21 protein-coding genes and 1 pseudogene are annotated in these 25,491 nt (G+C 40.9%); 10 read left to right on the top strand and 12 right to left on the bottom strand.

Features of this window, described 5'->3' with window-relative positions; genetic code table 11:
- Positions 1–239: 239 nt before the first annotated feature.
- Positions 240–1,229: an NAD(P)H-quinone oxidoreductase gene (locus AMD27_RS04220; RefSeq protein WP_067656795.1), complete on the bottom strand. Its 990-nt coding sequence runs from the start codon at positions 1,227–1,229 to the stop codon at positions 240–242.
- Between the two features lie 360 nt (positions 1,230–1,589).
- Between AMD27_RS04220 and AMD27_RS04215 the strand changes: the two genes are divergently transcribed.
- On the top strand, positions 1,590–2,468 hold the full coding sequence (locus tag AMD27_RS04215) for a 5'-methylthioadenosine/S-adenosylhomocysteine nucleosidase (RefSeq protein ID WP_067656792.1): 879 nt from the start codon (positions 1,590–1,592) through the stop codon (positions 2,466–2,468).
- An 82-nt stretch (positions 2,469–2,550) separates the two neighbouring features.
- Here AMD27_RS04215 and AMD27_RS04210 read toward each other — a convergent pair whose 3' ends face one another.
- From AMD27_RS04210 to lysS, 5 genes are all read right to left on the bottom strand, one after another.
- A complete protein-coding gene (locus tag AMD27_RS04210) occupies positions 2,551–2,820 on the bottom strand; it encodes a hypothetical protein (RefSeq protein ID WP_067656789.1) in 270 nt (89 codons plus the stop codon).
- Between the two features lie 146 nt (positions 2,821–2,966).
- Positions 2,967–4,583: a sulfate adenylyltransferase subunit CysN gene (gene cysN, locus AMD27_RS04205; protein ID WP_067656786.1), complete on the bottom strand. Its 1,617-nt coding sequence runs from the start codon at positions 4,581–4,583 to the stop codon at positions 2,967–2,969.
- Positions 4,584–4,735: 152 nt separating this feature from the next.
- Positions 4,736–5,644: a sulfate adenylyltransferase subunit CysD gene (gene cysD, locus AMD27_RS04200; RefSeq protein ID WP_171254824.1), complete on the bottom strand. Its 909-nt coding sequence runs from the start codon at positions 5,642–5,644 to the stop codon at positions 4,736–4,738.
- A gap of 294 nt (positions 5,645–5,938) precedes the next feature.
- Positions 5,939–7,396, bottom strand: coding sequence for a capsule assembly Wzi family protein (locus tag AMD27_RS04195; RefSeq protein ID WP_067656780.1), 1,458 nt, complete (start codon positions 7,394–7,396; stop codon positions 5,939–5,941).
- A gap of 153 nt (positions 7,397–7,549) precedes the next feature.
- Positions 7,550–9,076: a lysine--tRNA ligase gene (gene lysS / locus AMD27_RS04190; RefSeq protein ID WP_067656774.1), complete on the bottom strand. Its 1,527-nt coding sequence runs from the start codon at positions 9,074–9,076 to the stop codon at positions 7,550–7,552.
- Positions 9,077–9,556: 480 nt separating this feature from the next.
- Between lysS and AMD27_RS04185 the strand changes: the two genes are divergently transcribed.
- Complete coding sequence (locus AMD27_RS04185; protein ID WP_067656771.1) at positions 9,557–10,069, top strand: YqiA/YcfP family alpha/beta fold hydrolase; 513 nt, start codon at positions 9,557–9,559, stop codon at positions 10,067–10,069.
- 137 nt (positions 10,070–10,206) lie between these two features.
- Here the strand turns inward: AMD27_RS04185 and AMD27_RS04180 are convergent, their stop codons facing one another.
- Positions 10,207–10,749, bottom strand: coding sequence for an adenine phosphoribosyltransferase (locus tag AMD27_RS04180; RefSeq protein ID WP_067656768.1), 543 nt, complete (start codon positions 10,747–10,749; stop codon positions 10,207–10,209).
- 545 nt (positions 10,750–11,294) lie between these two features.
- On the opposite strand from AMD27_RS04180, the gene rubA reads away from it, so the two are divergent.
- From rubA to oxyR, 4 genes are all read left to right on the top strand, one after another.
- Positions 11,295–11,459, top strand: a complete 165-nt coding sequence (gene rubA, locus AMD27_RS04175) for a rubredoxin RubA (RefSeq protein WP_067656765.1) — start codon at positions 11,295–11,297, stop codon at positions 11,457–11,459.
- A 99-nt stretch (positions 11,460–11,558) separates the two neighbouring features.
- Complete coding sequence (locus AMD27_RS04170) at positions 11,559–12,737, top strand: NAD(P)/FAD-dependent oxidoreductase (RefSeq protein ID WP_067656762.1); 1,179 nt, start codon at positions 11,559–11,561, stop codon at positions 12,735–12,737.
- 59 nt (positions 12,738–12,796) lie between these two features.
- Positions 12,797–13,732: an alpha/beta fold hydrolase gene (locus AMD27_RS04165; RefSeq protein WP_067656759.1), complete on the top strand. Its 936-nt coding sequence runs from the start codon at positions 12,797–12,799 to the stop codon at positions 13,730–13,732.
- Between the two features lie 16 nt (positions 13,733–13,748).
- Positions 13,749–14,654 carry a LysR family transcriptional regulator OxyR gene (gene oxyR / locus AMD27_RS04160; protein ID WP_067656756.1) on the top strand — a complete coding sequence of 302 codons (906 nt, stop codon included), beginning with the start codon at positions 13,749–13,751 and terminating at the stop codon, positions 14,652–14,654.
- A 78-nt stretch (positions 14,655–14,732) separates the two neighbouring features.
- On the opposite strand, the gene ppk1 is transcribed toward oxyR, so the two are convergent.
- Both ppk1 and mtgA read right to left on the bottom strand, forming a co-directional pair.
- The gene (ppk1, locus tag AMD27_RS04155; RefSeq protein WP_067656753.1) at positions 14,733–16,805 is read right to left on the bottom strand and encodes a polyphosphate kinase 1; all 2,073 of its coding nucleotides are present in this window, start codon (positions 16,803–16,805) and stop codon (positions 14,733–14,735) included.
- 126 nt (positions 16,806–16,931) lie between these two features.
- A complete protein-coding gene (gene mtgA, locus AMD27_RS04150) occupies positions 16,932–17,606 on the bottom strand; it encodes a monofunctional biosynthetic peptidoglycan transglycosylase (protein WP_067656750.1) in 675 nt (224 codons plus the stop codon).
- Positions 17,607–17,692: 86 nt separating this feature from the next.
- Between mtgA and AMD27_RS04145 the strand changes: the two are divergent.
- A pseudogene (locus tag AMD27_RS04145) lies at positions 17,693–18,483 on the top strand (rhomboid family intramembrane serine protease).
- A 49-nt stretch (positions 18,484–18,532) separates the two neighbouring features.
- On the opposite strand, the gene AMD27_RS04140 reads toward AMD27_RS04145, so the two are convergent.
- Positions 18,533–21,046: an ABC transporter permease gene (locus tag AMD27_RS04140; protein ID WP_067656747.1), complete on the bottom strand. Its 2,514-nt coding sequence runs from the start codon at positions 21,044–21,046 to the stop codon at positions 18,533–18,535.
- Positions 21,043–21,780 (bottom strand): ABC transporter ATP-binding protein, encoded by a 738-nt coding sequence (locus AMD27_RS04135; RefSeq protein WP_067656744.1) that lies wholly within the window; start codon positions 21,778–21,780, stop codon positions 21,043–21,045. The genes AMD27_RS04140 and AMD27_RS04135 overlap by 4 nt, the downstream gene beginning before the upstream one ends.
- An 11-nt stretch (positions 21,781–21,791) precedes the next feature.
- On the opposite strand from AMD27_RS04135, the gene AMD27_RS04130 reads away from it, so the two are divergent.
- Positions 21,792–22,436, top strand: a complete 645-nt coding sequence (locus AMD27_RS04130) for an arylesterase (RefSeq protein WP_067656741.1) — start codon at positions 21,792–21,794, stop codon at positions 22,434–22,436.
- A 49-nt stretch (positions 22,437–22,485) separates the two neighbouring features.
- Here the strand turns inward: AMD27_RS04130 and AMD27_RS04125 are convergent, their stop codons facing one another.
- Positions 22,486–23,100, bottom strand: a complete 615-nt coding sequence (locus AMD27_RS04125) for a carbonic anhydrase (protein ID WP_067656738.1) — start codon at positions 23,098–23,100, stop codon at positions 22,486–22,488.
- A 323-nt stretch (positions 23,101–23,423) separates the two neighbouring features.
- Here AMD27_RS04125 and AMD27_RS04120 point away from each other — a divergent pair, with 323 nt between their 5' ends.
- Together AMD27_RS04120 and AMD27_RS04115 are read left to right on the top strand one after the other, a co-directional pair.
- Positions 23,424–24,416 (top strand): alpha/beta fold hydrolase, encoded by a 993-nt coding sequence (locus AMD27_RS04120; RefSeq protein WP_067656736.1) that lies wholly within the window; start codon positions 23,424–23,426, stop codon positions 24,414–24,416.
- A 45-nt stretch (positions 24,417–24,461) separates the two neighbouring features.
- Positions 24,462–25,460 (top strand): hypothetical protein, encoded by a 999-nt coding sequence (locus AMD27_RS04115; RefSeq protein ID WP_081406001.1) that lies wholly within the window; start codon positions 24,462–24,464, stop codon positions 25,458–25,460.
- The last annotated feature ends 31 nt before the right edge of the window (positions 25,461–25,491 follow it).

The following is a 25,491-nucleotide window of genomic DNA, read 5'->3' as shown; positions in this document are numbered from 1 at the left end:
TTTTCATTCTTTCAGGTGGAGATAAGTTAGCCATCCAACATTCACCTGTACACGATTTATCTTAATTTTAAGCCGTTCAGATTAAATTCGATATGAATACATAATGCTTATTTTAATGACTTATTTAAGCGTGCCATTATTTCAAATGTAGCCTAGAACAGATCAGGAAGCATCGGATCATCTTATCGACACTTGCTTCCTGCTGATTTGATATATCAATGATAGATAGCGCTTAAAGTTTAAATGACTTCGACCACGACTTTACCGACATGTTCGCCCGTGTCCATGATCGCATGTGCAGCTTGAATTTGGTCAAATTTAAAGGTTTTATAGATCATCGGCAAGCATTCACCTTTCGCCCAAAGTGGTGCAACCACCTGTTTCAAGCCTTGGGTAATTTCAGCTTTTTCAGCAGTATTCCGTGCACGCATGGTTGAACCTGTAATGGTCAAACGCTTCATCATAATTTGACCAAGTTTGACCTCTTTAGCTTTTGCTCCACCCAAAAATGCGATATACACCAAACGCCCGTCACGACGCAGTAAATTCAAGTTTTGCGCTAAATACGGCGCTCCGACAATGTCTAAAATCACATCTACACCCGCATTGTCATTCGCTGCATTAATCACTTGTTCGAAGTCTTGGGTCTTATAATTAATGGCTGTGGTTAGGTGTGAAATTGCTTGCACTTTTTCATCTGAACCTACGGTTGCAAAAGTTCGAATGCCGAGCGCTTTACACAGTGCCAGTGCTGTCGTACCAATGCCACTGGTTCCCCCGTGAATTAAAACTATTTCGCCTGCTTTGGCTTGACCCATTTGGAACACATTTGCCCAAACGGTATAGAAAGTTTCAGGAATGGCTGCTGCCTGTACAAAGCTCACCCCTGCTGGAATGGCTAAGATTTGCGTCTCTGGTACCACGCAATATTCGGCATATCCCCCACCATTGGTCAAACCACAGACTTTATCGCCCACTTTAAATTCAGTCACGTCGCTACCCACAGCGTCAACCACTCCTGCCACTTCAAGTCCAGGGACTGGCGTCACACCTTTTGGCATCGGGTATAAACCTTGACGCTGCAAAATATCTGGACGGTTTAAACCGAAGGCATGGACTTTGACCAACACTTCATTGGCTTCAGGTGTCGGGATCGCAACCGATTCATAGGCAAGTTTTTCAACGCCACCTGGCTCTGTAATCATGATCTGTTGCATGGTGTTTGACATAGGTCTTTTCCTATCCTTGATATTTCATGTTTTATTGATGTATTGGAACATATTATGCTGTGATAAAAAAGAAGAGCGAATCTCTTTCAGCATTGATTTTAATGTGGACAGATTTCATTCCGAAAATTGACTAAAACCCTGCGAATAAAAAAGTGTATACAAGTAAAGGGATCGAAAGCATGTTGATGTCTGATTGTTGATTGTTGATTGTTGATTGTTGATTGTTGATTGTTGATGAGGATTAACTGATATTTTAAAAAAACTTCAAATCAGTAAGATAATGCAATTCTAAAATCGTCCATTTGGCACGATACTTGCGAGTTCTCAATATCCTCTCCTACCATCAAGCGATTTTTTTCCATGCTAAAAAAACTATTTTGCACTGTTGGCGTATGTAGTTCACTTGTTTTAAGTGGCTGTAATGATAGCGACGATAAAACGGTGCAACCCCTTCCTCCAGTAGCTGCTGAAAAAACCTTACAACCGATTGTGATTCAAGGTGCGCTGCCGATTGAAACTGAAAGTCTTGCCTCAAAGCTTGACAACACCACCTCAGAAACCATTGGTGGCTGGAAGTTTTGGAAAGGCACCTATCAAGGTTATCCGGTCATCATTTCTAAAACACGTATGGGGATGTCTAACTCTGCGGCAGCCACTGCGATCGCAATCACGCATTACAATCCCATTGCCATTATCAACCAAGGGACCTCTGGAGGTCATGACCCTGCTTTGAATGTGTATGACATTGTTGTGGGCAAATACACCACCAATATCAATGCATTTAGAACGCCAAAACTCCCTATCGGTGGTGGATCTGACGCTTTGAAGTGGAATGAAGCTTTTGATGTATTGCCTGAAGATGAATCTGATCCTGAACCGATTGCGATTCGTAAGTTTGAAGGTGATGCAGATTTAATTTTGGCAGCGCATAAAGCCAAAGCGACTTATAGCAAAGGTAAAGTGGTTGAAGGCACGCTAGGCTCTGCGGATGTATGGAACAATGAATTAGATCGTATTGCATTTATTCATCAAACTTATGGTACGTCTGCTGAGGAAATGGAAGGTGCATCGGTTGCACAAATCGCCACTCAATTTAATGTTCCTTTTGTCGGTATTCGTGTGCTTTCAAACAACATCACCAATAATGGTGCCTATGATCCGGGTACAGGTGAAGCGTGTCAGGACTTTGTTTTAAATGTTGTTGTTGAATATATGAAGGCTAAAAAAGCTGAGCTTTAATTTTTGATGTATGTGTTTCAACGCCCATGTTGAAACACATTCTATTGATGACTCTATAAAGCAGAAATCTATCTAATCCATTTTATCTCTTATAGTTTTTAATCATTTGTGCCGTCACATCCTCTGCATAACAAATAGGCGCATATCCACCAGCACGATGATAAGCGCTTCGCTTACCACAGCGACTGCCATTCCGTGCGGTATTATATGGACAAGGACAATTTCCAGAATAATTTTTAATCGATTCTTGAATTATTTTTTGCTTAATTACGTCTACATTTTCACTACTTTGTTTAGCTTCCACCTCAAAAGCTAAAAAAGATAAACCCATTATAATCAATAATCTTTTCATAAATCCCCCTCTATACTGGTATTGTATCGAGAAGAAATTTAAGTGAAAGTTCAACTTTTTAATGATTGTATGTTATTCAAACACTTAAAACTTAAGCAAATAAAAAACCCGCCATGAAGACGGGTTTCTTTTAAATCAGCTCAATCTTATAGACGAACTAATTCCACAATTTTGTCAGCCAATGCTTCAGCAGACTCATCTGCATAGCTCACGTCAGTCCCTTCGGCAACCGTTGTAATGACGACAACACCCGTCTCACGAAGTAACGCAACTTGAGCAGCATCGAGATCCGCTTTCGCAATTGCGACAATCCCTTGTTGAAGCAACAAGTTCTCTAAAGCTTGAGCATTGTCCAATGCTTTGCTTGATACCGTCACCGCAGCAGGTTTTTGACCCAAACGTGCAGCACGTGCTTCAGCAGTCACCGGATTGCTATGTGCCGTCCATTCAACAGACTCTTCCACCATACCCGCACCAATCGTCACGTTGTTCAAACGATCAATGAAGATAAACGAACCTGTATAACGACTGTCTTGATAACGGTCAAATACCACTGGCGCATCAAATTCAACGGTTACATTGGCAATTGCGTTCAGCTCTAGGCTCTCTACTTTTGCTTTTTCAAGTGTGTTGACATTGGTACGGTAGTTAATCGCGGTCACTTTTGCAGGAACGGTTTGCGTACCTATTTTGATGTTGTAGAGTTTACCCATCACCAGCGGTTGATCTGCCATCCACACCACAGTCGCTTCAACTGAACGTGAAATTGAAGGTAGACCTTGATCAGCACGGATCAACACATTACCACGAGAAATATCAATTTCATCGTTTAAGGTAATGGTCACGGCTTGACCCGCTGCAGCACGCTGCAAATTACCATCAAACGTCACGATCTCTTTGACTGTCGATGACTTACCTGAAGGTAAAGCAGTAATCGTATCACCAACGTTTACATCACCTAATGCGATCGTGCCGCAGAAACCACGGAAATCGAGGTTTGGACGGTTGACATATTGCACAGGGAACCGAAAATCACGCTGCGCCGTATCACGGTTAATTTCAACAGATTCTAAAGAACCCATTAAGGTTTGACCCGTGTACCAAGGCGTATTTTCTGACTTGTTCACCACGTTATCACCATTTAACGCTGAAATCGGCGTAAAGATGATGTTCGATGGTTGACGCTCGCCTAATTGTGCAACGAAGCCTGCATATTCAGTTTGAATTTCATTAAAGCGCGTTTCAGAGAATTCCACTAAGTCCATTTTGTTGATCGCAACAATAATGTTCTTAATACCCAAAAGGCTCGCAATGAAGGTGTGACGACGCGTCTGCGTCTGCACACCATAACGTGCATCAATCAAGATGATCGCAAGGTCGCACGTTGATGCACCTGTTGCCATGTTACGCGTGTACTGTTCATGCCCAGGAGTATCCGCAATGATGAACTTACGCTTTTCTGTAGAGAAATAACGATACGCCACATCAATGGTAATGCCCTGCTCACGCTCTGCTTGTAGACCATCGACAAGAAGCGCTAAGTCAGGTGCATCACCCGTAGTACCGACTTTTTTCGAGTCACGCGTCACCGCTTGTAATTGATCTTCATAAATCAATTTTGAATCATAAAGCAGACGACCAATTAAAGTCGATTTACCGTCATCCACGTTACCGCAAGTCAGGAAACGCAATAAGTCTTTATTTTCGTGTTGTTTTAAATAGCCCAAGATATCTTGGCTAATCAAATCTGATTGATGAGACATGGCTCATAGCTCCACAAATACGTTGAAATCGGTTGTTTTAATCTTCAAATCCACCTAAATCCTCCTTTACTAAAGGAGGACTTGCCTCCTTTCTTTTGGGGGGAGTTCCCCTTCTTTCTCAAAGAAGGGATTAGGGGAAGATTTGAAAATTCTTAGAAGTAACCTTCTTGTTTTTTCTTCTCCATCGAGCCTGCTTCATCATGGTCAATCATACGACCTTGACGCTCAGAACTGGTCGCCAAAAGCATCTCTTGGATGATTTCAGGCAAGGTATCAGCAGTTGACTCCACTGCACCTGTTAATGGATAACAACCTAAAGTACGGAAACGTACCGATTTCATTTCTGGAACTTCGCCCTCGAATAAAGGCATACGTTCATCGTCCACCATAATCAAGGTACCACTACGCTCAACCACAGGACGTTCTGCAGCAAGGTATAAAGGTACCAGTGGAATGCTTTCCAAATAAATATACTGCCAAATATCTAGCTCAGTCCAGTTAGACAGTGGGAATACACGAATACTTTCGCCTTTGTTCACTTTACCGTTATAAAGATTCCAAAGTTCTGGACGCTGGTTTTTCGGATCCCAACGATGTTTGGTATCACGGAAAGAGTAAACACGCTCTTTAGCACGTGATTTTTCTTCATCACGGCGCGCACCACCAAAAGCAGCATCGAAACCATATTTATCAAGGGCTTGTTTTAAGCCTTGCGTTTTCATGATATCGGTATATTTAGAACTACCGTGATCAAAAGGATTGATGCCTGCATCTTTGCCTTCTTTATTTTGATGCACGATTAGGTCAAAGCCATGTTTTTTTGCCATGTTGTCACGGAAGGCAATCATGTCTTTAAACTTCCAACCTGTATCTACATGGAGTAGTGGGAAGGGAAGTTTTGCAGGGTAAAATGCTTTTAAGGCGAGATGCAACATCACTGCTGAATCTTTACCAATGGAATAAAGCATCACCGGATTTTCAAACTCGGCAGCTACTTCACGGATAATATGAATACTCTCAGCTTCAAGCTGCTTAAGATGAGTAAGTCTTTCCTCATTTATTGACATCGACAACACCAGCTCAACTAAAACGTGTACTTATTACACTTGTAAAAATTTATATTCATTATAGTGATTTACAGCAATTTCCTTTTGCTTGTTTTATGATATTCATATACCAAAACATCATAAACAAACTCTCTAAATAGAGACTCTACACGGGTGATTCATTTATACAATCAGAAGGAATCGCTATGAAATCATGATATTTTGATCTCAATAACACATTTATCCTTGACCCTAAACCTAAACCCTATAAAAAGCCCCTTAATCATGGGGCTTTTTATGGCGCATGGCTTATCGACCAAACAGAGCACTGTCTAATGGTAGCTCTACACCCAGTGACAGACCACTATCATTGCCTTGACGATCTGAATCTGCCACCCAACCATTTATTTTTAAGGGAATGGTCGGTTTAATATAATGCGTCCAAGTTAAATCTAAGGCTTTAATCTCATCTTCTAAAGGAAATGCACGATTAATGGCAAGATTGGATTGATTCACTTTGGCAAATAACACACGACCCGATAAACGATTCATGCGGTCAAAGCGAATATCACCACCAACAGAGACCATTTCGCCATCACCCCCCATTGCATGCCCCAAAGGGAAACCATGCTGATAATAACCATCTTTATAAATATGATGGTTATATGAAATACCGTCTGCACTGCCATTGGTCATGGTGTCTGCCCATTCCGCATAGACTTGATAAGGCAAGTTCTTATAGCTCGATGAATAATCAACACCTGCCAAATACATTTTCTTAGCAGGTAACCCGCCTGCTTCATCTTCACCGACATATTGACCATATAAACTTACGGGCACATCCAGTAAAGATTGAAGATTAAGACGTGCATCTAAACCTGCAATTTGGTTAGAGGCATTACCCTCACCGGTACAACTCGCATCTTCGCAAGCATTGTCTTTTCCAATAAAAGCATTCCAATATGCTTTTGCAGAACCTGGTTGTCCTTCACCGTCAATTTGGAAAGTACGTGATGCACCCAGCTCCAAATAAGGCAATGGCTGTGCAGTCAAACGCAATCCCATTAAACGGGTTTTGGGTACTGCTGTATAGTCATCCAATTGACCTGCAAACGCTTGATATTGCCAAGGCCCAATCCAAGACAACCATTTAGATTCAAAAGCATTTTGTTCTGCGCGTTGTGCTGTAAAGCCATAGACAGGACGACTTGCATCGCCGCGAATTAAACTGCCATCATGTCCAGGTCCCCAATACGTTGGAATTTGACCTGCAATCAACCACTGATTCCAAAGCTTACCCGCCAGATAAGATCCTTCGACATTCACATCTTGATCATTGTCGATCTGAGGATCTTTCTCAGCATTGATACGCAGTTTTCCATCCCAATTCGTGCCACCTGCATTAAACTCCAGTGAAGCTCCATATTGAGACTTATTTTGATCCGCGAAAGCCTGCGGAATATTTTTCTGATCTGTTTCTGCAAATAGTCCAAGTTTGGCCATTTGATTATCGGATTTTAATTCATTTTGAATTGAATCAATCACTTTCTGCTGAGCATTGTTGATCACTTTTGCTTGAGATAACGCGCGTTGAATTTCATCACCGCTCATTGGCCATGTTGATGTACTGATTTCAATCACACCTTGTTGATTAAGCCAGTTTAAATCGGTACGTAAATGGTCATCATTTAACACCAAACCTTGTGCAAATGCTGGAAGGCTTAAGGCACTCAATATAGCCGCATACAATGATTTTTTTAGAAACATGCGTTTTCAATTCTCAAGTTTAATTCTCGTCTCCACCATAGTTTTTTTCATCTATTTTTTCAACATAAAAACTGTGTAACGTTTCACGATCTAAATATCTCACCCATAAAAAAGTCACTTCTGTGAAGTGACTTTTTTAAAACAAGAAAATGTTTAGTCTTTACGACGCATATGAGGGAACAGAATCACATCGCGAATGCTGGCTGCATTGGCAAATAACATCACCAAACGGTCAATACCAATACCTTGACCTGCTGTTGGTGGTAGACCGTATTCTAAAGCTTCCACGAAGTCCGCATCATAATGCATTGCCTCGTCATCACCCGCTTCTTTTTCATCCACCTGCGCTTGAAAACGCTCAGCCTGATCAATCGGATCATTCAGCTCTGAGAAGCCATTGGCAAGTTCACGACCACCAATGAAGAATTCAAAACGATCGGTAATATGCGGATTGTCATCATTACGACGCGCAAGCGGTGAGGTTTCTGCTGGATATTCAGTAATAAATGTAGGTTGACGAAGTTTAGTCTCAACCGTTTCTTCAAATACGATGGTTTGAAGTTTACCCAAACCAAAGCCGGGCTTCACTTTTTCTTTTAAAACGTTTTCTACAAAGTTTGCCAAGAAATCACGATCCCCCACATTTTCAGGGCTAAATTCAGGATTATTTTCTAAAATTGCATCGAACATGGAGATTTTTTTGTATGGGCCCTTGAAGCTATATACTTCTTCACCATACGGAACATCTGTAGAACCCAAAATATCGCTGGCTAATTTTTCAAGCATGTTTTCAGTAAGTTCCATCAAGTCTTTATAGTCTGCATAGGCTTGATAGAATTCGATCATGGTGAATTCTGGGTTATGACGTGTTGAAACACCTTCATTACGGAAGTTACGGTTGATTTCGAATACGCGCTCGAACCCCCCCACCACCAGACGTTTCAAGTAAAGCTCAGGTGCAATACGCAAGAAAAGTGGCATATCTAAAGCATTATGATGTGTCTCAAACGGACGAGCAGAAGCACCCCCTGGAATGATATGCATCATTGGTGTTTCAACTTCCATGAAACGTTGTTCAGTTAAGAATGCACGAATACCAGAGACCACTTTGGCACGAATCTCAAAAGTTTTGCGCGTTTCTTCGTTTACGATAAGGTCTAGATAACGCTTACGATATTTTGCTTCAGTATCGGTTAAGCCATGGAATTTGTCTGGAAGTGGACGTAAAGATTTGGTTAACAGTTCAAACTGTTCAATATGAACATACAGATCACCTTTACCCGAACGACCGATATAACCTTCAATTGCGATAATATCGCCTAAATCCAATGATTTAATTGTCTCTAATGTTTCAGGCGCAAGCTCTTTACGTGCAACATACAGCTGAATACGACCTGTCATGTCTTGAATCACGATGAATGAACCACGGTTCAACATCACACGACCGGCAACTTTTACATACACATTTTCGCTTGATTCAATCTCTTCTTTGGATTTGTCTGCAAATTGATCTTGTAAATCTTGCGCATAATGTTCACGTTTAAAGGTGTTTGGCCAAGGACTTTTCCCAGTCGCTTTAGCCTGCGCTTCAATCTGCTTTAACTTGGCGTGACGCTGTGCAATTAAATCGTTTTCGGAAATAGGTTGTTCAGAAGTCGATTGAGCGTTATGTTGCGTCATCACTGCCTCGTATATGTAGTAAAAAATCGGAAGTTGCATAGCATATCAGATTTAGCAAGCGTTGCGCAGTACTGTTCAAAGTGCAATTGAACAATTCGATTCACGCTTCAGCTCTCAGTTGCCTATACGACCTATCAATAAAGCATTGCACGGTAGCAACTGGTAAATCTGCTTAAGTTCAAGTTCAATAATGACGTGCATTCGCTTCCGTAACGCTACTAATTAACTGAAGTGAATGTACAGACTTAAAACAATCAATTGAGATTTAAAAGTTGAACTTACCAAACCCCATACTCTAAAGGTCTGTTCAAACTGCATTATTGCAAGATTTGGCATTTTTTATGTTCATTATTAGACCAAAAGCTAAGTTATTCTTTTGTGTAGAACACATAGAATAGCCATGAATGAATAGTGGAAATTTATTCTATTCAAATACTTTTTTTGGTTTCTTTGATGCTGCACTAACTGTGAATTAGAAGAATGAAAAGTTGTACACACAAAATACTCTTTTTACACGGATTAGATTCCTCAAAAGAGTCCACTAAATTTCAAGCGATTGATTCAGAAAATAAATTTTGTATCAATGTCGATTATCGCAACCTGAATTACAGTACGGTTGAACAGTTTTACCGTGACATTATTGAAAAAATTCAACCTGCGATATTGGTCGGCCATAGTTTGGGTGCATATTGGGCGCTGAAAATGTCCAAACACTTTCAACTGCCAACGGTCATTGCCAATCCGAGTTTAGCGCCCAACTTCAGCGTGGATTACCCTGCCATTACTGAAGACGACTTAGATCATGACATTCCGCAGTTTGCTTATATTGAATTGGGTGATGAACTATTAGATATGCATCAAACAGCAGATCAATTAGAATCATTTATGCAAGTCGATAGCATAAATGGTGGACATCACCGTCTGGCTGAACCTGAAAAGATTAATCACTTGATTGCGAAAATTGAAAAACATTACTTAAATTCATCATCTTAATTCATTTAAAGCAATACTATTAAATGAGTGAAATTAAAGTCTTAGCCGATTCAATATGTATATTTTAAATCATCGTTTTTCGATATCAAAAAAGCCATGGATATCCATGGCTTTTTGCATTGCTCAACTAAATCAACTTATGCAACATCTTGTTCAGGCATACTTTTGTCATCTAGAACCGACCAAACGTTTAGATCTAAATCACCGTGTAAGTCTGGTAAATCAAGAAAAATACTGGCACCTAAAATCGTGTGCTGGCATTTATCCATCAACTGCTTCACTGCTTTTAAAGTACCACCAGTCGCCAAAACATCATCCACAATAATCACTTTTTGCGGTTCGATATTTGCAGACATCTCTAAACGATCCATACCGTATTCTAAGCTATATCCCACACCAATCACAGGAGGTGGCAGCTTGCCTGCTTTACGTACCAACAATAAGCTTTTACCTGTACGCTGAGCCAATAAACTCGCCAAGACAAATCCGCGTGCTTCAACAGCCACGAAACTTTCAACTTCGGCCAACTGTTCAGCAGGAATGCTCGCAATCAGTGCATCCGTTAATGGCTCAATGCTATTCATAAACAATGGCGTTAAGTCAAAAAAGCAAATACCCGGTTTTGGAAAATCTTGGACAGTACGAATGTTTGACCACAAAGCTGTAGACGAGTTGATCATAGGAGATAGGAGAATGACAAAGGAATACGTGAATTTTAACGAATTTTGCAGCAGAAGAACAGTCAATTGTTGTTTTTTAGAACAGTGTTTTTTATTAAGTTATTGTTTTTATTCATTACATATTTTAAATAAATATTCCACACAAAGTATAAGCATCCTAATGATATCTTAAAATGTGGTTTTTTACTGTTAGACCTAAGTCCAAGCGAACTCACTCACAGTTCAAATTCAGTTTAAACTCCTGATTTTGGAGATATAAAAAGAGCATAAAATCAAATTGAAAGTAGGGACTCTTAAGAAAATCACCATAACATCTCAGATTTTTCTGCTTTAATTTGCCCAAACATCACGTGTTTTGTCCTCATCAGCCATTCAGCTTCAAGATTAGTAGGTTAAACTCCGTTATTTACTTTACATTGGTCATAGAACTGCGTAAAAATTTGCGGGAATATGTACATTTTTAAAGTCATATCCATTGAGTCTATGTACGGAAAAGAATTTTACTGACAACTTTAAGCGGATATGTCAGTTTTTTGGAGAATCAGATGAAAAAATATCAATGCATCGTTTGTGGATGGATTTATGACGAAGCAGAAGGTTGGCCTCAAGATGGCATCACTGCGGGAACAAAATGGGAAGATATTCCAGATGATTGGACTTGCCCAGACTGTGGTGTGTCTAAAGCTGATTTTGAAATGATCGAAGTTTAATTTCAGTGAAAAGGCCATGATTTCATGGTCTTTTTTTTGAATATTGTGGATTTTTCTAAATCCTAATTTATCTATATTAAGTGTGTATTGGAGCGTTTTATGCAACCTATCGTAATCATTGGTTCTGGCATGGCAGGTTATACCCTTGCAAGAGAGTTCCGTAAATTAAATACCGAGCAAGAGCTTGTGATGATTTGTGCTGATGATGCGGTGAATTATGCAAAACCGACGCTCTCAAATGCACTAGTAGGTAATAAAGCGCCTGAACAAATTGGATTAGGCGATGCTGAAAAAATGGCAGCTCAACTCAACTTACGCATTGAAAAGCACACTTGGGTTAAGCAAATTGATGCCGAAAATCGTGAATTGCATATCGAAAATCAAGAACAAACGACCATTCAGCCTTATTCAAAACTGATCTTAGCTGTCGGTGCAAATCCGATCCGCTTGGCGATTTCAGGTGATGCAAGTGATGACATTCACGTGGTGAATTCACTTACAGATTACCGTACCTTTCGTGAAAATCTATCAAAAAGTGCCGATAAACGCGTGGTGATTTTAGGCGCAGGACTGATCGGTTGTGAGTTCGCCAATGACTTACAAAATACAGGTCATCAAGCCACTGTGATTGATTTGGCACCCCAACCCTTAGGTCGTCTGCTCCCAAGTCATGTTGCAGAAGCATTCAAACAAAATTTAGAAGAAACAGGCATTCATTTCGTTCTCGGTACAACCGTTGAAAAAGTTTCAAAGCATGCTGAACAGGGTTATATCGTCACCCTTGCCAATGGTCAAAACTTGGTGGCGGATGTGGTGTTATCTGCCATTGGTCTACAACCTAATATAGGCTTGGCCAAAGATGCAGAGATTGAAACCAGTCGCGGTGTAGTAACCAATACTTTAATGGAAACCAATCAGGCAGATATCTATGCGATCGGCGACTGCGCTGAAGTCAACGGAATGCTTTTGCCTTATGTGATGCCACTGATGCAACAAGCACGTGCACTCGCAAAAACGCTCAATGGTCAATCTACCTCGGTACATTATCCAGCGATGCCTGTTGCGGTGAAAACTCCTGCTGCCCCACTGACTGTTTTACCTGCGCCACTCGATGTCGATGTCTCTTGGGAGACCGAAGAACTTGACGATGGCATGATTGCAAAAGCATTCGATAGTTCAGCGACCTTACGTGGGTTTGTATTACTTGGGCCAACAGCAGGCAAACAACGGCTTACACTCACCAAATTGGTTCCAGACTTGATTCCTGCTGCGATTTAGGGTTTAAATGAACGGGGTGTTTTTTAAGCATAGAAACACCCGACTTTAGGAAAATAACAATGAATAACGCATTACAATATCGTGTCTCTCCACATACCGCATACATGCAAGAAACCACTGTCGACTTAGGCAATGGCATTCAGTTGCATGTGGAAATTGGTGGTCAAGCTGAACATCCGACCATTTTATTGATTATGGGGTTGGGGGCACAATTGTTGTTTTGGCCAGATTTTTTTTGCAAATCGCTGATTGATCAAGGTTTTCGTGTTATTCGTTTCGACAATCGCGATATTGGCTTGTCTTCTAAAGTACGTCATCAAGGTCCAAGGCTCAACACGCTGAAATTGATGAGTCGCTTTGCCTTTGGGTTAAGCAATCACGGTTCGGCTTATGATCTGTATGATATGGCTGATGATGTCGCATTATTGATTGATCGCTTAGGTTTAGAGAAAGTCCATGTGATTGGCGCCTCTATGGGCGGTATGATTGCACAAATTTTAGCGGCAAAATATCCAGAGAAAATTGAAAAACTGGCGCTTTTATTTACCAGTAATAATCAACCGTTTTTACCCCCGCCCTTTCCCAAGCAGTTATTTAGCCTCATTGGAAAACCTGCATCCAATGATGAAGATGGGATTGTGAACCATAGTTTGAAAGTATTTCACACCATTGGTTCGCCCGGATACATCAATCAAATTGAAGTGATGCAAACTGCACGAAAATTATATCGTCGCAGTTACCACCCAGCGGGTGTACTTCAACAGTTTTTAGCAATATTATGTACAGGTTCTTTACTTCAGATTGATAAACAAATTCAACAACCCACGCTTGTGGTACACGGTTCTAAAGACCGTCTTTTGCCTGCAAGCCACGGGAAAGCCGTTTCCAAAGCAATTTCTGGTGCGACATTTGAATTAATCGAAGGAATGGGGCATGATATTCCTGCGCACTTCATTCCACATCTCAGTGGGTTATTTGCAAAACATTTTAAATGATAAACACTAGGACACTATGGCTGCATTACCATCCCTAAGACAGCTGTCATATTTGGTGACACTGTCTGAGACGTTGCATTTTACAGAAGCAGCACGTCGCTCATTCGTTACTCAGTCTACCCTGTCGGGTGGCATTATGGAGCTTGAGCGTTTATTGGGTGGCGTACTCGTTGAACGTGATCGCCAAAATGTACGTTTGACGCCACTTGGCGAGCAAGTGGTTGCACGTGCCCGTGTCCTACTTGCAGATGCTCAAGATTTAATGCGACTTAGTCGTGAAATGAGCGAACCTTTAACTGGTGATCTGCATTTAGGTATCATTCCAACAATTGCCCCATTTATTCTGTCGCAATTATTAGAAGAAGTGCATAAAGACTTACCGAAAATTCAATTACACTTGCACGAAGCTCAAAGTGAACATCTGGTTGAAAAACTTGAACATGGCAATTTAGACATGATCATGTTGGCTCTTCCTTTTGACACGCGCGGTCTAAAAGTGGCTGAAGTTGCTAAAGAAAGCTTATATCTGGTCTCCCATAAAGCTGACCACAAATCTGCGCAAGCAAAAAGCTTAGAAGATCTTGATTTATCGCATCTGATGTTACTTGAAGAAGGTCATTGCTTACGCGATCATACCTTGAGTGTATGCCCCGTGGGTGAGCGTAAGAATGATCATCGTCTAAAAGCGAGTTCGTTGCCTACGCTGATTGAAATGGTGAGCTCGAACTTAGGCTTTACCTTATTGCCGCAAATTGCGGTGAATACACACATGCTTAGAAACAATGATCAACTTGTGATTCGTCCGATTGAAAATGCACCTTCACGTGTATTGGCTTTAGTGACGCGTAAAAGTACCCCACTGCAAAGTGAATTTGATATGTTATTGCAAATTTTACAACGGGTTACTGCAAGACTTTGTTAAGACAGTCAGCAAAAAAAGGAGCCTCATGGCTCCTTTTTTATATTAGATTGTAAGTGGCTATATTAAAAGTATCGAGTATTAGAAAATTTCGAGTAATTTGTGCTGCGCATTATGCGGTGTATCGCCTTCTGCCATTTTCACACGATCCCAAGTCCCATCTCCACTGAGTAACCATGCCTGTTGGTTGTCTTTCATATAATTGAGCAACCCATATTGATAAATATGCTTTTTCAAAGTCGGCTCTTCAATTGGAAAACACACTTCTACACGATTGAATAGGTTACGATCCATCCAGTCGGCACTTGAGCAATACAGGCGCGAATTACCTGCATTTTCAAAATAATACACACGAGTATGCTCTAAGAAACGACCCACAATTGAACGTACACGAATATTTTCAGATAAATTTGGTAAGCCCGGTCTTAAACAACAAATCGAACGAATGATCAGGTCAATTTGAACACCCGCTTGTGATGCTTCATAGAGCTTATTGATCAACTGAACTTCAGTTAAAGCATTCACTTTGACAATAATTTGCGCACGCTTACCCGCTTTCGCATGGGCAATTTCTTCATCAATAAAGGTAATGAGCTGGGCGTGTAAGGTAAATGGTGCATGCATAAGCTTCTTTAACTTCGCCATTTTGCCCATGCCTGTTAACTCTTGAAAAATACGGTGTACATCTTCGCACAGTTCTTTTTGCGTGGTCATTAAGCCATAGTCTGTATAAATACGCGCGTTGGTTGCATGGTAGTTACCTGTACCCAAATGCACATAACGTACCAGCTTATTATTCTCACGGCGCACCACCAAAATCATTTTCGCATGGGTTTTATAGCCCACAATGCCATACACCACCACAGCGCCCGCTTCTTGCAAGACATTCGCTACGGCAATATTTGACTCCTCATCAAAACGCGCACGCAGTTCAATAATCGCGGTCACTTCTTTGCCGTTACGTGCAGCTTCTGCCAACACTTGGACAATTTCCGAATCTGGTCCACTGCGATACAGTGTTTGCTTAATCGCAAGTACCTGCGGATCACGCGCAGCTTCACGCAGTAAATTGATGACGGGCGCAAATGATTCAAAAGGATGATGCAACAAAATATCTTGCTTTTTCATCGCTGAAAATACATTTTCAGATTTTTTCAAGACTTTGGGAATCACGGGTGTATGTGAGTCATAACGTAAATGTGGACGTTTAAAGTTGGTGAGCAAACGCGCTAGGTTGACTGGACCATCGACTTTATAGAGCTGCTCTTCTTCGAGGTCAAATTCATTTAACAAATAATCATAAATATGTTTCGGACAATTCTCGGTCACTTCTAGACGCACAGCACGACCAAAACGGCGAGAGTTGAGTTCACCTTTCAATGCTTTGGCTAAATCTTCGACGTCTTCATTGAGTGCCAAGTCTGCGTTACGAGTAACACGGAATTGATAACAGCCTGTTGCTGTCATGCCGGGAAATAAATCAGACACATGTTCATGAATAATCGCAGACAGCATCACGTGATGGTCCTTACCCTCGGTCAATTCATCAGGTAAACGTACCACACGCGGCAATGAACGCGGTGCAGGCACAACCGCTAAATCAATCTGACGACCAAAGGCATCTTTACCTTCAAGGGTGACAATAAAGTTTAAACTTTTATTGACCAAGCGCGGAAATGGATGCGCCGGATCAAGACTAATTGGCGTCAGAACGGGTGCAACTTGCTCTTGAAAATACTTTTTCACCCACTGCGACTGTGCAGGCGTCAATTCACCACGGCGTAAAAAACAAATATCTGCTTCACGCAATTTCGGAAAAATTTCATCATTCAAAATACGATATTGGCGCTCTATTGCCGCATGTGTCGTTTTGGAAATCGTTTCCAGTACTTGCTTCGGTGTTAAACCATCTGGACTACGGCTTTCATTGCCCAATTCAAATTGCTCAATGACACCAGCCACACGAATTTCAAAAAATTCGTCCATATTGCGTGAAAAAATCAGTAAGAAATTCATGCGCTCAAGTAAAGGATGTAACGGATCGACCGCTTGTTCCAATACGCGCAGATGAAAATCTAGAATAGAAAGCTCACGATTTATATATCGTTCATTATAGGTATATTCTGTAGGACTATTAGAAACTGCGGTATTCATACCACCAACCTGCAAGCAAATGATCTGTTCTAAGTATGCTTCATATTTATGACAGTTTCATAAAAAAATACCCAAATAAATTTGAGCATTCAACGTTTCTAAATCGAAAAATCTCTAAACGGCAGATTATGGAATTTGAGTCGATCTCATATAGCGTAAAACCATACGTTTTTTATTCAGCACTTTTCGATCATTTTGATGATGTTGATAATATTTTGGATTCGGTAAAATAGACGCAAGAAACGCAGCTTGCTCTCGGCTAAGACTTTCTGCAGTTTTGCCAAAATAATGTTTAGATGCCGCTTCTACCCCAAAAATATGATCACCAAATTCTATGGAGTTCATATAAACCTCTAAAATACGCTGTTTTGACCACATCCGCTCCATCATGACCGTTGCAATTGCTTCTTGACCTTTACGTAAAAAAGAGCGTTTATTAAACAAAAATAAATTTTTTGACAATTGCTGGGAAATGGTTGACCCCCCCGCCACTACTTGCTCATTTTCACGATTACGCTCTAAAGCAAATTTAATCCCCTCAATGTCAAAACCTTGATGCTGGGTAAATTTTGCATCTTCAGCAGCCACAATCGCATGTTTTAAGTTATCACTGATTTGATCATAATCACGCCATTGATGCTGAATCGGTTTAGACGAATCAGTCCAATAGGTCCAGCGCATCAGCATCGTGGTATCGACTGAGTTACTGCGCCACCAGACCAAACTTGAAAAAATCCACAATTGAATTACAAGGATAATACTGACTATAATCAACAAAGTCCGAACAATAAAGGCTTTCATGTCAGTGTGTTACTCCTGCTCATATGGAATGTCATGCTATGCTCAATCATTTATAATAGAAAATAGAATACAAATACAGGTCTGAAATGCAAGTACCCCAGTTTATTCAGTCACAAAGAGATGCAATCGGCAAAATCACCTTATTGTTAATTATCATCAATGTAGGGTTATTTGCTTGGCAAATTTTCTCAGGTGTGAATGTATCCAATCCATCGACCGCGGATGCGATTCGTTGGGGAGCTGATTATGCACCGCTTACTTATCTTGCGGAACCCATTCGAATCTTTACCAGCACTTTTTTTCATTTTGGCTTAGTACATTTAATGCTGAATATGTGGGCACTGTATATTTTTGGCAATGTCGCAGAAAAAACCTTTGGTTCATTTTATTTTTTAGGGCTGTATTTACTTGCGGGCATCATGGGTAGCTTGCTGAGTGGTTATATTGATATTCGTAACACTTACGAGCTGACCAAAGTCTACTGCCGAATGTCTCAGCGGGCGCTTCAGGTGCAGTGATGGGCTTGGGCGGCGCGCTCACCTTATTGTCTTTATTACCTGTATTGCCGAAACAACAGTTTATTCTAGATCGAAAATCACTGCTCATGATCTTGGCACTGAACATTGGCATGGGTTTTATGATTTCAGGCATCAATAATGCAGCGCATATTGGCGGTATGTTGATGGGTGCAGTCCTCGCCTTGCTTTGGTATATGCTACGTAGATGGAAGCTTAACCCACTGGGCAATGTTATCATTATTGCGCTTGGGATCTGTACGACCTATCTGTTTTATCAGTACTGCTTTAGTTTAATTCAGCCCATTCAACCGCTCTGGTTAGAAATGCTGAATCAAAGTAAAAACCAATTGGGTTTTTAAGCCAATTGGTTTTCAGTTGATTTTATGCATCAAGCCATGTATCGAAACGCTATTGATTCATCTCTCTTAAACTTTGGAGTGGTGGAATTTCGCTCAAATAACTCAAACGATAGCGTCCGATCAAGGCACACAGCAGCAGCATCATGAGCGGTAAAATCAGCCAGATTTCTAAGTGAAACTGTATGCTAAGGCCCATGCGCTGACTGGCAATGGCACTGATCACTTCAGCAAATAAACACGATACGACTCCAGCAACAAGCCCAATAAAACCAATTTCCAAGGTCATCATATTTTTCAATTGTGCTTTGGAGCTGCCAAATGAGCGCATTAACGCCACTTCACGTTTGCGCTCATCCATCAGTAAATTTATACAGGCGATCAGCACCAAGAAACCCGATAAGCTCACTAAAATTGCCAATACGGTAATAATCTGTACCAACACATTTACCAAGTTTTTAATTTCTTGCAGAATCAGCGATACATCGATAAAGACCGTATTTGAAAACTGTTGAATGATGCTGACCAGTTTACCCTTTTCTTGTGGCGGCACATAGAAGCTCCCTAAGTAACTGCCTGCATTTTCATCCATGCTGTTCGGCGCAAAAATAAAGAAAAAATTGGGACTAAAACTTCCCCATTCCACCGATCTCAAATTCACCACTTTGGCCTGCAACTCACCTTCAGGCAAACTAAAGGTCAATTGATCTCCGATATTAATCCCCAGTTCTAACGCCAATTTGGATTCGACAGACACCTCACCCGCTTTCACCAAGGGCGCAGCCCCCCTAACAATGATATTGTCTTTGGGATATTCATGGGCTTGAGTTAAATTTAACTCACGGCGCAAAGAATTGTTTTGCTTCACCAATTCTGTTGAAAAAGGCTTACCATTATGCGCAATCAGTCGCCCTTTAACATTGGGATATAAAGGCGTGCTGACCCAATGATGGGCCTCAATTTGCTGTTTAAATTGCTCTACTTCAAACGGGGGTAGCCCATAAATAAATTGATTGGGTGTACCTTCAGGGAGTTCCTGCTGCCATCTGTCGAGAAGGTCGGTACGTAACACTGCCAACACGGTGATTAAACTCAAACCCAAGGCCAAAGCCGTGATTTGTAATGCGGTTTGCGATGGCGTGCGAATATAACCCGATAATCTATTTTTGAGTGCTTTGAGCGACTTTAATAACAGCCACACTATGCTATACAGCACTGCGCTTAAAATGATGACCGTACCAATCACAATGGCGCTCAGCATAATATTTTCAGTCAGGACCAAACTAAAAACAATGAGGCTGAGAATACCAGTGGCAAACATCACCAGCATTGATCGTGCAGATTTTTCTTGCTGGCGAATCACCCGAATCGGCGGTGTATTTAACAATTGCCATAAACTAGGAAGTACAAAACCAAACAACACCATCGCACTGGTGAAAATCGCAATGGGCAATGGACCCAGCAACATATCCCACAGCGTGAACTGCAATTCCAAATTTGGAATCAGCTCTAACATCAGCTGTAATAAGCCATAACCCAGACCTAAGCCTAATGTACTCCCTAGCAACATTGCGATGACAATCACAGCACACAAGAGTGCAATATAGGCTTTGAAAATTTGATTTTTCTTGGCGCCCATACAACGCATCAATGCAATATGATCTTGGTTTTGCTGAACATAACGCTGACTAGTCAGTGCGATGGCAATCCCACAGAGCAAAATGGTCAAAATATTGGCCAGCTGTAAGAAGGTATCTAGATTTTCAATCGGTTTCATCAAGCGGGTGTTGCCATCACTGGCGGTGCTTAAACGTAAGCTAGACTGCTCATCCACCAATGCTGCTGTGTCTGCACTGCCATTTGCATTCGTGTTTGAGTCGCCCAATGAATCATGATTTTCAGATTTTTTAAGTTGTTTAAAATGTTGCTCGAATGCACCAACTTGCTTAGGCTCGCCTGCCATGAGCAGTCGATAATCAATACGACTTCCCGGCTGTATCGCATTGGTCTTGGCAACATCTTGCTGAGCAATAATCACGGTCGGTGAAAATGCAGAGAACCCTAACTCTTGATTCGAGTCCTGTTCAATGACCGCACTGACCTTAAATACACCATCAGCAATGTTCAGTGAATCGCCCAATTTTAGCTTGAGCAATTCCATCGCTCTAGCGCTGAGCCAAACCTGTCCCGTTTGAATCTGTACAGAAATAGGCGAGACTTTCAGCTCCCCACGCAGTGGAAATGTCGGCTCAATTGCTTTGACATTGACCATCACAAAGGCATCATTGGTATGTGCCATTGAACTAAATATCGTGACATGAGATTGTTGTAGTTCAAGTTCAGACGCTTTGTCTTGCCACTGTTTTTCTATAGGGTAGTTATCGGTCAAGACCAAATCAGCGGCTTGCATTTTAGCCGCTTGTAAAGATACGGACTGCTGAATCTGTTCATTACTAAACTTTAACGCCGTGGTTGCACTGATGGCTAAACTCAGCGCAATAATCAGTAAATAAATCCCCGTTGAACCAAAACTTTGCCGAAGTAAGGGCTTAAACAATGCCATCATAACCGCGCCTCGATTCGAGTGGCATGCTCAAAGAGTGCGCCATCTTTTAGCTCATAATGACGCTGGCACTGCGCAGCGAGTGCTGGATCATGGGTGACCAACACCAAGGTGGTGCCCAGTTCCCGATTCAGTTGAAACAGCAGTTGTTCTATTTCTTCAGCCGTATCACCATCTAAATTACCCGTCGGCTCATCTGCGAAAATAATTTGAGGGTCGCTAATTAAAGCACGCGCAATGGCAACACGTTGCTGCTCTCCACCTGAGAGTACTTTCGGTGTTTGACTACTTTGGCGCTCAAGTCCGACTTTTTTCAGTAATGCCAATGCCTTCTGTTCGGCTTTAGCATAGTGAAAATCTGCTTGTAGCCGAAGCGGCAACATCACATTTTCCAGCGCAGTTAATGAGGGCAACAACTGAAAAGATTGAAATACAAAACCAATATGCTTTAAACGTACCAAAGCTCTTTGCTCTTCATTTAAGACATGCACAGCCTCACCCTGCACATAAAGCTCACCTGATGACGCTTGGTCGAGTGTCGCCAAGATCCCCAAGAGGGTCGATTTTCCAGAACCTGAACGCCCTGTAATGGCAACCTGTTCACCTGCATAAATCTCTAAATTTAAATTTTCAAAAATGCTTAATTTTTTTTGCTGTAATTGAATACTTTGTGTAAGTTTCCGTGCAGAAATAATCACCTGTGGCATGATGGATGGAGTCGAGTCTGTTTGAACCATAGAAAACCTATATGCAAAATGAAAAAATATTTAATCTCAAAACTTTAAAGAAATTTGGTCAATATTTTATATGTAGCATAGTCTTGCTTTTACCCAGTACAGTTTTTGCAAAAACCATTTTAATTTTAGGTGACAGTTTAAGTGCCGGTTATGGCGTAACGACGCAGCAAGGTTGGGTTAATCTACTGCAACAGCGACTCAATCAGCAGTATCCGAAACAACACAAAGTGATCAATGCCAGCGTCAGCGGTGAAACCACCAGTGGTGCATTGGCTCGTCTGCCAAAATTATTACAAACGCATCAACCCAATATTGTGGTGATTGAACTGGGGGGCAATGATGCACTACGGGGTCAACCGCCTCAAATGATTCAGCATAATCTTGCAAAACTTATCCAGAATAGTCAGAAATCTAAAGCAACAGTTTTACTGTTTGGGATGAAAATTCCGCCCAACTACGGCACAGCCTATAGCAAGGCTTTTGAAAATAACTATAAGCTGCTGAGCCAGCAGTACAAAGTGAAGTTACTGCCTTTCTTTATGCAAGGTGTTGCTGGCAATAAAAAATTGATGCAAAAAGATTTGATTCATCCGAATGCCAATGCGCAAAAAATCCTATTGGACAATGCCTATCCCTATATAAAAGGCGCTTTATAAGCGCCTTTTTTTCTTCATGCAAATAATACGATGCAAATATAATGAGATCTTAAAAGTCAAAGAACAGCACTTCGCCGGTTTCCAAAGAATACTCAGCGCCAACCACTTTAAGCTTGCCTTTAGAAATAAAACTCTCCAATACAGCAGAGCCGTGGCGTAATTGGTTCACTGAGGCAAACACATTCGATCGCACTGCGTGACAAGACAATTTTTTCAGGTCATCTTTGAGTTCGGTTTGCATTAAAATTTCAACCGATGGTCGCACACGGTTGACAATAGACATCAGGTTTGCCGAAGGCGGTTGGTCTGGGTTACGTAAAGCTTCAATGGTTGAATCAATCGCGCCGCAGTGAGTATGACCCAAGACAATCACCACAGGACAGTTAAAACTGTCTACTGCAAATTCAACACTGCCGACTTGTGAGGGCGCAACAATATTGCCTGCCACACGAATGACAAACAGATCGCCTAAACCTTGATCAAACACCATTTCAGCGGGGACACGAGAGTCTGAGCAACCCAAAATAATCGCGAAAGGTTCTTGGGTTTCTGCCATTTGCGCACGTTCATGGTGGGTCAGCAATTTTTGATGATTGGTCTCTCCATTCACAAAACGCTGATTACCTTTTTTTAAACGTTCTAAAGCTTCGACTGCAGTAAGCATGATCTATCCGTGGTCTATAAAGGTTTTAAGAGATTTTAATACTGTGATTTTTGAATGTCACTGACAAAACTTAAACTCTGTTACAAATTTTGTGAATTGCCAAAAATGACATCTATATCCGTTTTTTGGGCTTAACATTAAATTAAATTTCGGTTTTATAGAGACTTTTATATATTAATGGCATTTAGCTCATTTATTCTAAAGCAAACAATGACTAAAAAGCATGCAAATTTAGTTATCTGGCAAATGCTTTCACCATTTTCAACATGAATAATCGATAGGCTCTCCTTATAATACCTAGCTACTTTTTTGGATCAGTATGAATGTCATTTTTCCAATCTCCCGCTTTCGTTAAATTCATGACCGCAACCGCTTTGACACTGAGCCTAAACAGTCTCATGTTGATTCAATCCGCACAAGCGTCAAATCCAGTCGAATTTGTCGATTACCAAAAAATGTTACAAGAAGAACGGGCTTGGGCAGGCTTAACCACGAAAACATTACGTGTGGGTGATGTGGTTTGGAGCTACAGCGAAGGCGGGCAAGCCAACAAGCCAACCTTGCTATTAATTCATGGTATTGGCAGTAGCCGTGACACGTGGAATCTGATCGCACGAAATTTATCTAAATACTATCATGTGATTATTCCGGACTTGCCCGGCAGTGGTAATACGCAGACTACGAAAAACTTTGAAATGACTTTGCCGAATTTGACCGAGCAACTGCGTAGATTTGTCGAAACAGCCCATATCCAAAATGATTTACATATTGCTGGACATTCAGTCGGGGGTTCAATCGCTTTGCTGTATGCCTCAAAATATAATTTTGACACCAAAAGTTTATTTTTAATCAGTGCCGGCGGTTTATTTAAAAATAATCAAACCTCTTATTTGAATAATCCGGTGTATTTAAAGCAATTGGTGATTGCTCAGCCAGGTGATTTAAATTTTGTCATGAACAAGATCATGTATAACCCACCTTTTGTGCCCGCTGTAATTAAGAAACAGCAAGAGCTATTGATGATCTCACGCGCTGAAGACACCGCAAAGCTGATTACTCATCTACTTGATATGAATAAAATATATTCAATCAATACATTTGCCGCTATGCTTAAAAACATTGAAGCACCGACGCTGATATTATGGGGAAAACAAGACCCGATTGTGAATGTCGAAGTAGCTGCGGATTTAAAGTCATCACTCAAGTATGCACGTCAACCTGTGATTTTAGATCAAGTGGGTCATTTACCCATTATTGAAGCACCTGAACGCGTGACTCAGCATTATATTGAGTTTCTAAACATGCTTTCGCATTAGCCCCATTAACCGATACCTATAGGTTTGTAGAGATTTAAATTCATGATGAAAGATGCACGTACTGAACAATTGATTGAAGCGCATTTGGCATTTCTTGATCATGAATTTGCTCAAGCCGAAACCATTCAAACTGAATTTTTAAGTTTTTATCAATGGTTTCGTAAGCAACCGCTCAAGCAGCTTTGGTCATTTCCACAGATCAATGAATTACTGCAAAAACAAATTTTGGCCACCCCTGCCAGTGATTTTCTCATTGAACAAATTTCAGATCATATTCGCTTGGCTTTGGCACATAACCTCAATGATGACACCAAAATTGAAGATGTGATTCCAGTGCACACCATCGATAAAATTGCACAATATGTGGCAAGCAAAAGTGTGCATCGTGAGGCTTTAATCAAACGTGTGGTCAGTAATCCTGCTTTTTCTGCGACGCTCACGCAATTAATTCATCATTCAATTCAAGACTACATCGATAATTCTGTCATGAGTAAAAAAGTCCCCGGTGTCGGACGTTTTATGAAGATGGGAAAATCGGTTTTAGAAAGCGTTACGGATTCGAATCTTGACGATACGGTAAAGCATTATTTACAGAAAAATATCATCAAGATCAGTCAGCTCAGTGAACAAGTGATTAATCAGCAATTTGATGACAATAAGCTCTATCACTTTCAAGCGAACTTATGGCACAAAATTAAACAGGTGCCGTTGTCGAGTATGCGCAAGTATATTGAAGTGACAGATCTGCCTCAAACAGTCGGAATGGGCCATGAAATTTGGGATCATATTCGTCAAACCGATTATTTGAAGCAGCAAGTACATGACGGCATCTATGCATGGTATATCCGAAATGAATCGCATAATTTTGATGCGATTTTAAATGACATCAATATTGATGAAAGTTTGGTTCAACAGGAATTACAACAGCTCCTTGCGCCTGTAATTCAGAACATGATTTCCTCAGAACATTTAAAACAGCGTGCACGTCATTATTTAGAAAAGTTTTATTATTCTGAAAAAGCCCAACTGATTTTGAATGCTTAGTTTTAAATTAGTTTTTAAAAACGTATAAAAA

The sequence above is a fragment of the Acinetobacter sp. TGL-Y2 genome (assembly GCF_001612555.1).
In the GTDB taxonomy this organism is placed as follows: domain Bacteria; phylum Pseudomonadota; class Gammaproteobacteria; order Pseudomonadales; family Moraxellaceae; genus Acinetobacter.
The sequence above is the reverse complement of the archived record's forward strand: the minus strand, read 5'-3'. Positions and strand labels throughout refer to the sequence as shown.

Bases quoted from the DNA above. Each gene is read 5' to 3' on its own strand.
- AMD27_RS04220 (WP_067656795.1), bottom strand. From the start codon at position 1,229: ATGTCAAACACCATGCAACAGATCATGATTACAGAGCCAGGTGGCGTT.
- AMD27_RS04215 (WP_067656792.1), top strand. From the start codon at position 1,590: ATGCTAAAAAAACTATTTTGCACTGTTGGCGTATGTAGTTCACTTGTT.
- AMD27_RS04210 (WP_067656789.1), bottom strand. From the start codon at position 2,820: ATGAAAAGATTATTGATTATAATGGGTTTATCTTTTTTAGCTTTTGAG.
- cysN (WP_067656786.1), bottom strand. From the start codon at position 4,583: ATGTCTCATCAATCAGATTTGATTAGCCAAGATATCTTGGGCTATTTA.
- AMD27_RS04195 (WP_067656780.1), bottom strand. From the start codon at position 7,396: ATGTTTCTAAAAAAATCATTGTATGCGGCTATATTGAGTGCCTTAAGC.
- lysS (WP_067656774.1), bottom strand. From the start codon at position 9,076: ATGACGCAACATAACGCTCAATCGACTTCTGAACAACCTATTTCCGAA.
- AMD27_RS04185 (WP_067656771.1), top strand. From the start codon at position 9,557: ATGAAAAGTTGTACACACAAAATACTCTTTTTACACGGATTAGATTCC.
- AMD27_RS04180 (WP_067656768.1), bottom strand. From the start codon at position 10,749: ATGATCAACTCGTCTACAGCTTTGTGGTCAAACATTCGTACTGTCCAA.
- rubA (WP_067656765.1), top strand. From the start codon at position 11,295: ATGAAAAAATATCAATGCATCGTTTGTGGATGGATTTATGACGAAGCA.
- AMD27_RS04170 (WP_067656762.1), top strand. From the start codon at position 11,559: ATGCAACCTATCGTAATCATTGGTTCTGGCATGGCAGGTTATACCCTT.
- AMD27_RS04165 (WP_067656759.1), top strand. From the start codon at position 12,797: ATGAATAACGCATTACAATATCGTGTCTCTCCACATACCGCATACATG.
- oxyR (WP_067656756.1), top strand. From the start codon at position 13,749: ATGGCTGCATTACCATCCCTAAGACAGCTGTCATATTTGGTGACACTG.
- ppk1 (WP_067656753.1), bottom strand. From the start codon at position 16,805: ATGAATACCGCAGTTTCTAATAGTCCTACAGAATATACCTATAATGAA.
- mtgA (WP_067656750.1), bottom strand. From the start codon at position 17,606: ATGAAAGCCTTTATTGTTCGGACTTTGTTGATTATAGTCAGTATTATC.
- AMD27_RS04140 (WP_067656747.1), bottom strand. From the start codon at position 21,046: ATGATGGCATTGTTTAAGCCCTTACTTCGGCAAAGTTTTGGTTCAACG.
- AMD27_RS04135 (WP_067656744.1), bottom strand. From the start codon at position 21,780: ATGGTTCAAACAGACTCGACTCCATCCATCATGCCACAGGTGATTATT.
- AMD27_RS04130 (WP_067656741.1), top strand. From the start codon at position 21,792: ATGCAAAATGAAAAAATATTTAATCTCAAAACTTTAAAGAAATTTGGT.
- AMD27_RS04125 (WP_067656738.1), bottom strand. From the start codon at position 23,100: ATGCTTACTGCAGTCGAAGCTTTAGAACGTTTAAAAAAAGGTAATCAG.
- AMD27_RS04120 (WP_067656736.1), top strand. From the start codon at position 23,424: ATGTCATTTTTCCAATCTCCCGCTTTCGTTAAATTCATGACCGCAACC.
- AMD27_RS04115 (WP_081406001.1), top strand. From the start codon at position 24,462: ATGAAAGATGCACGTACTGAACAATTGATTGAAGCGCATTTGGCATTT.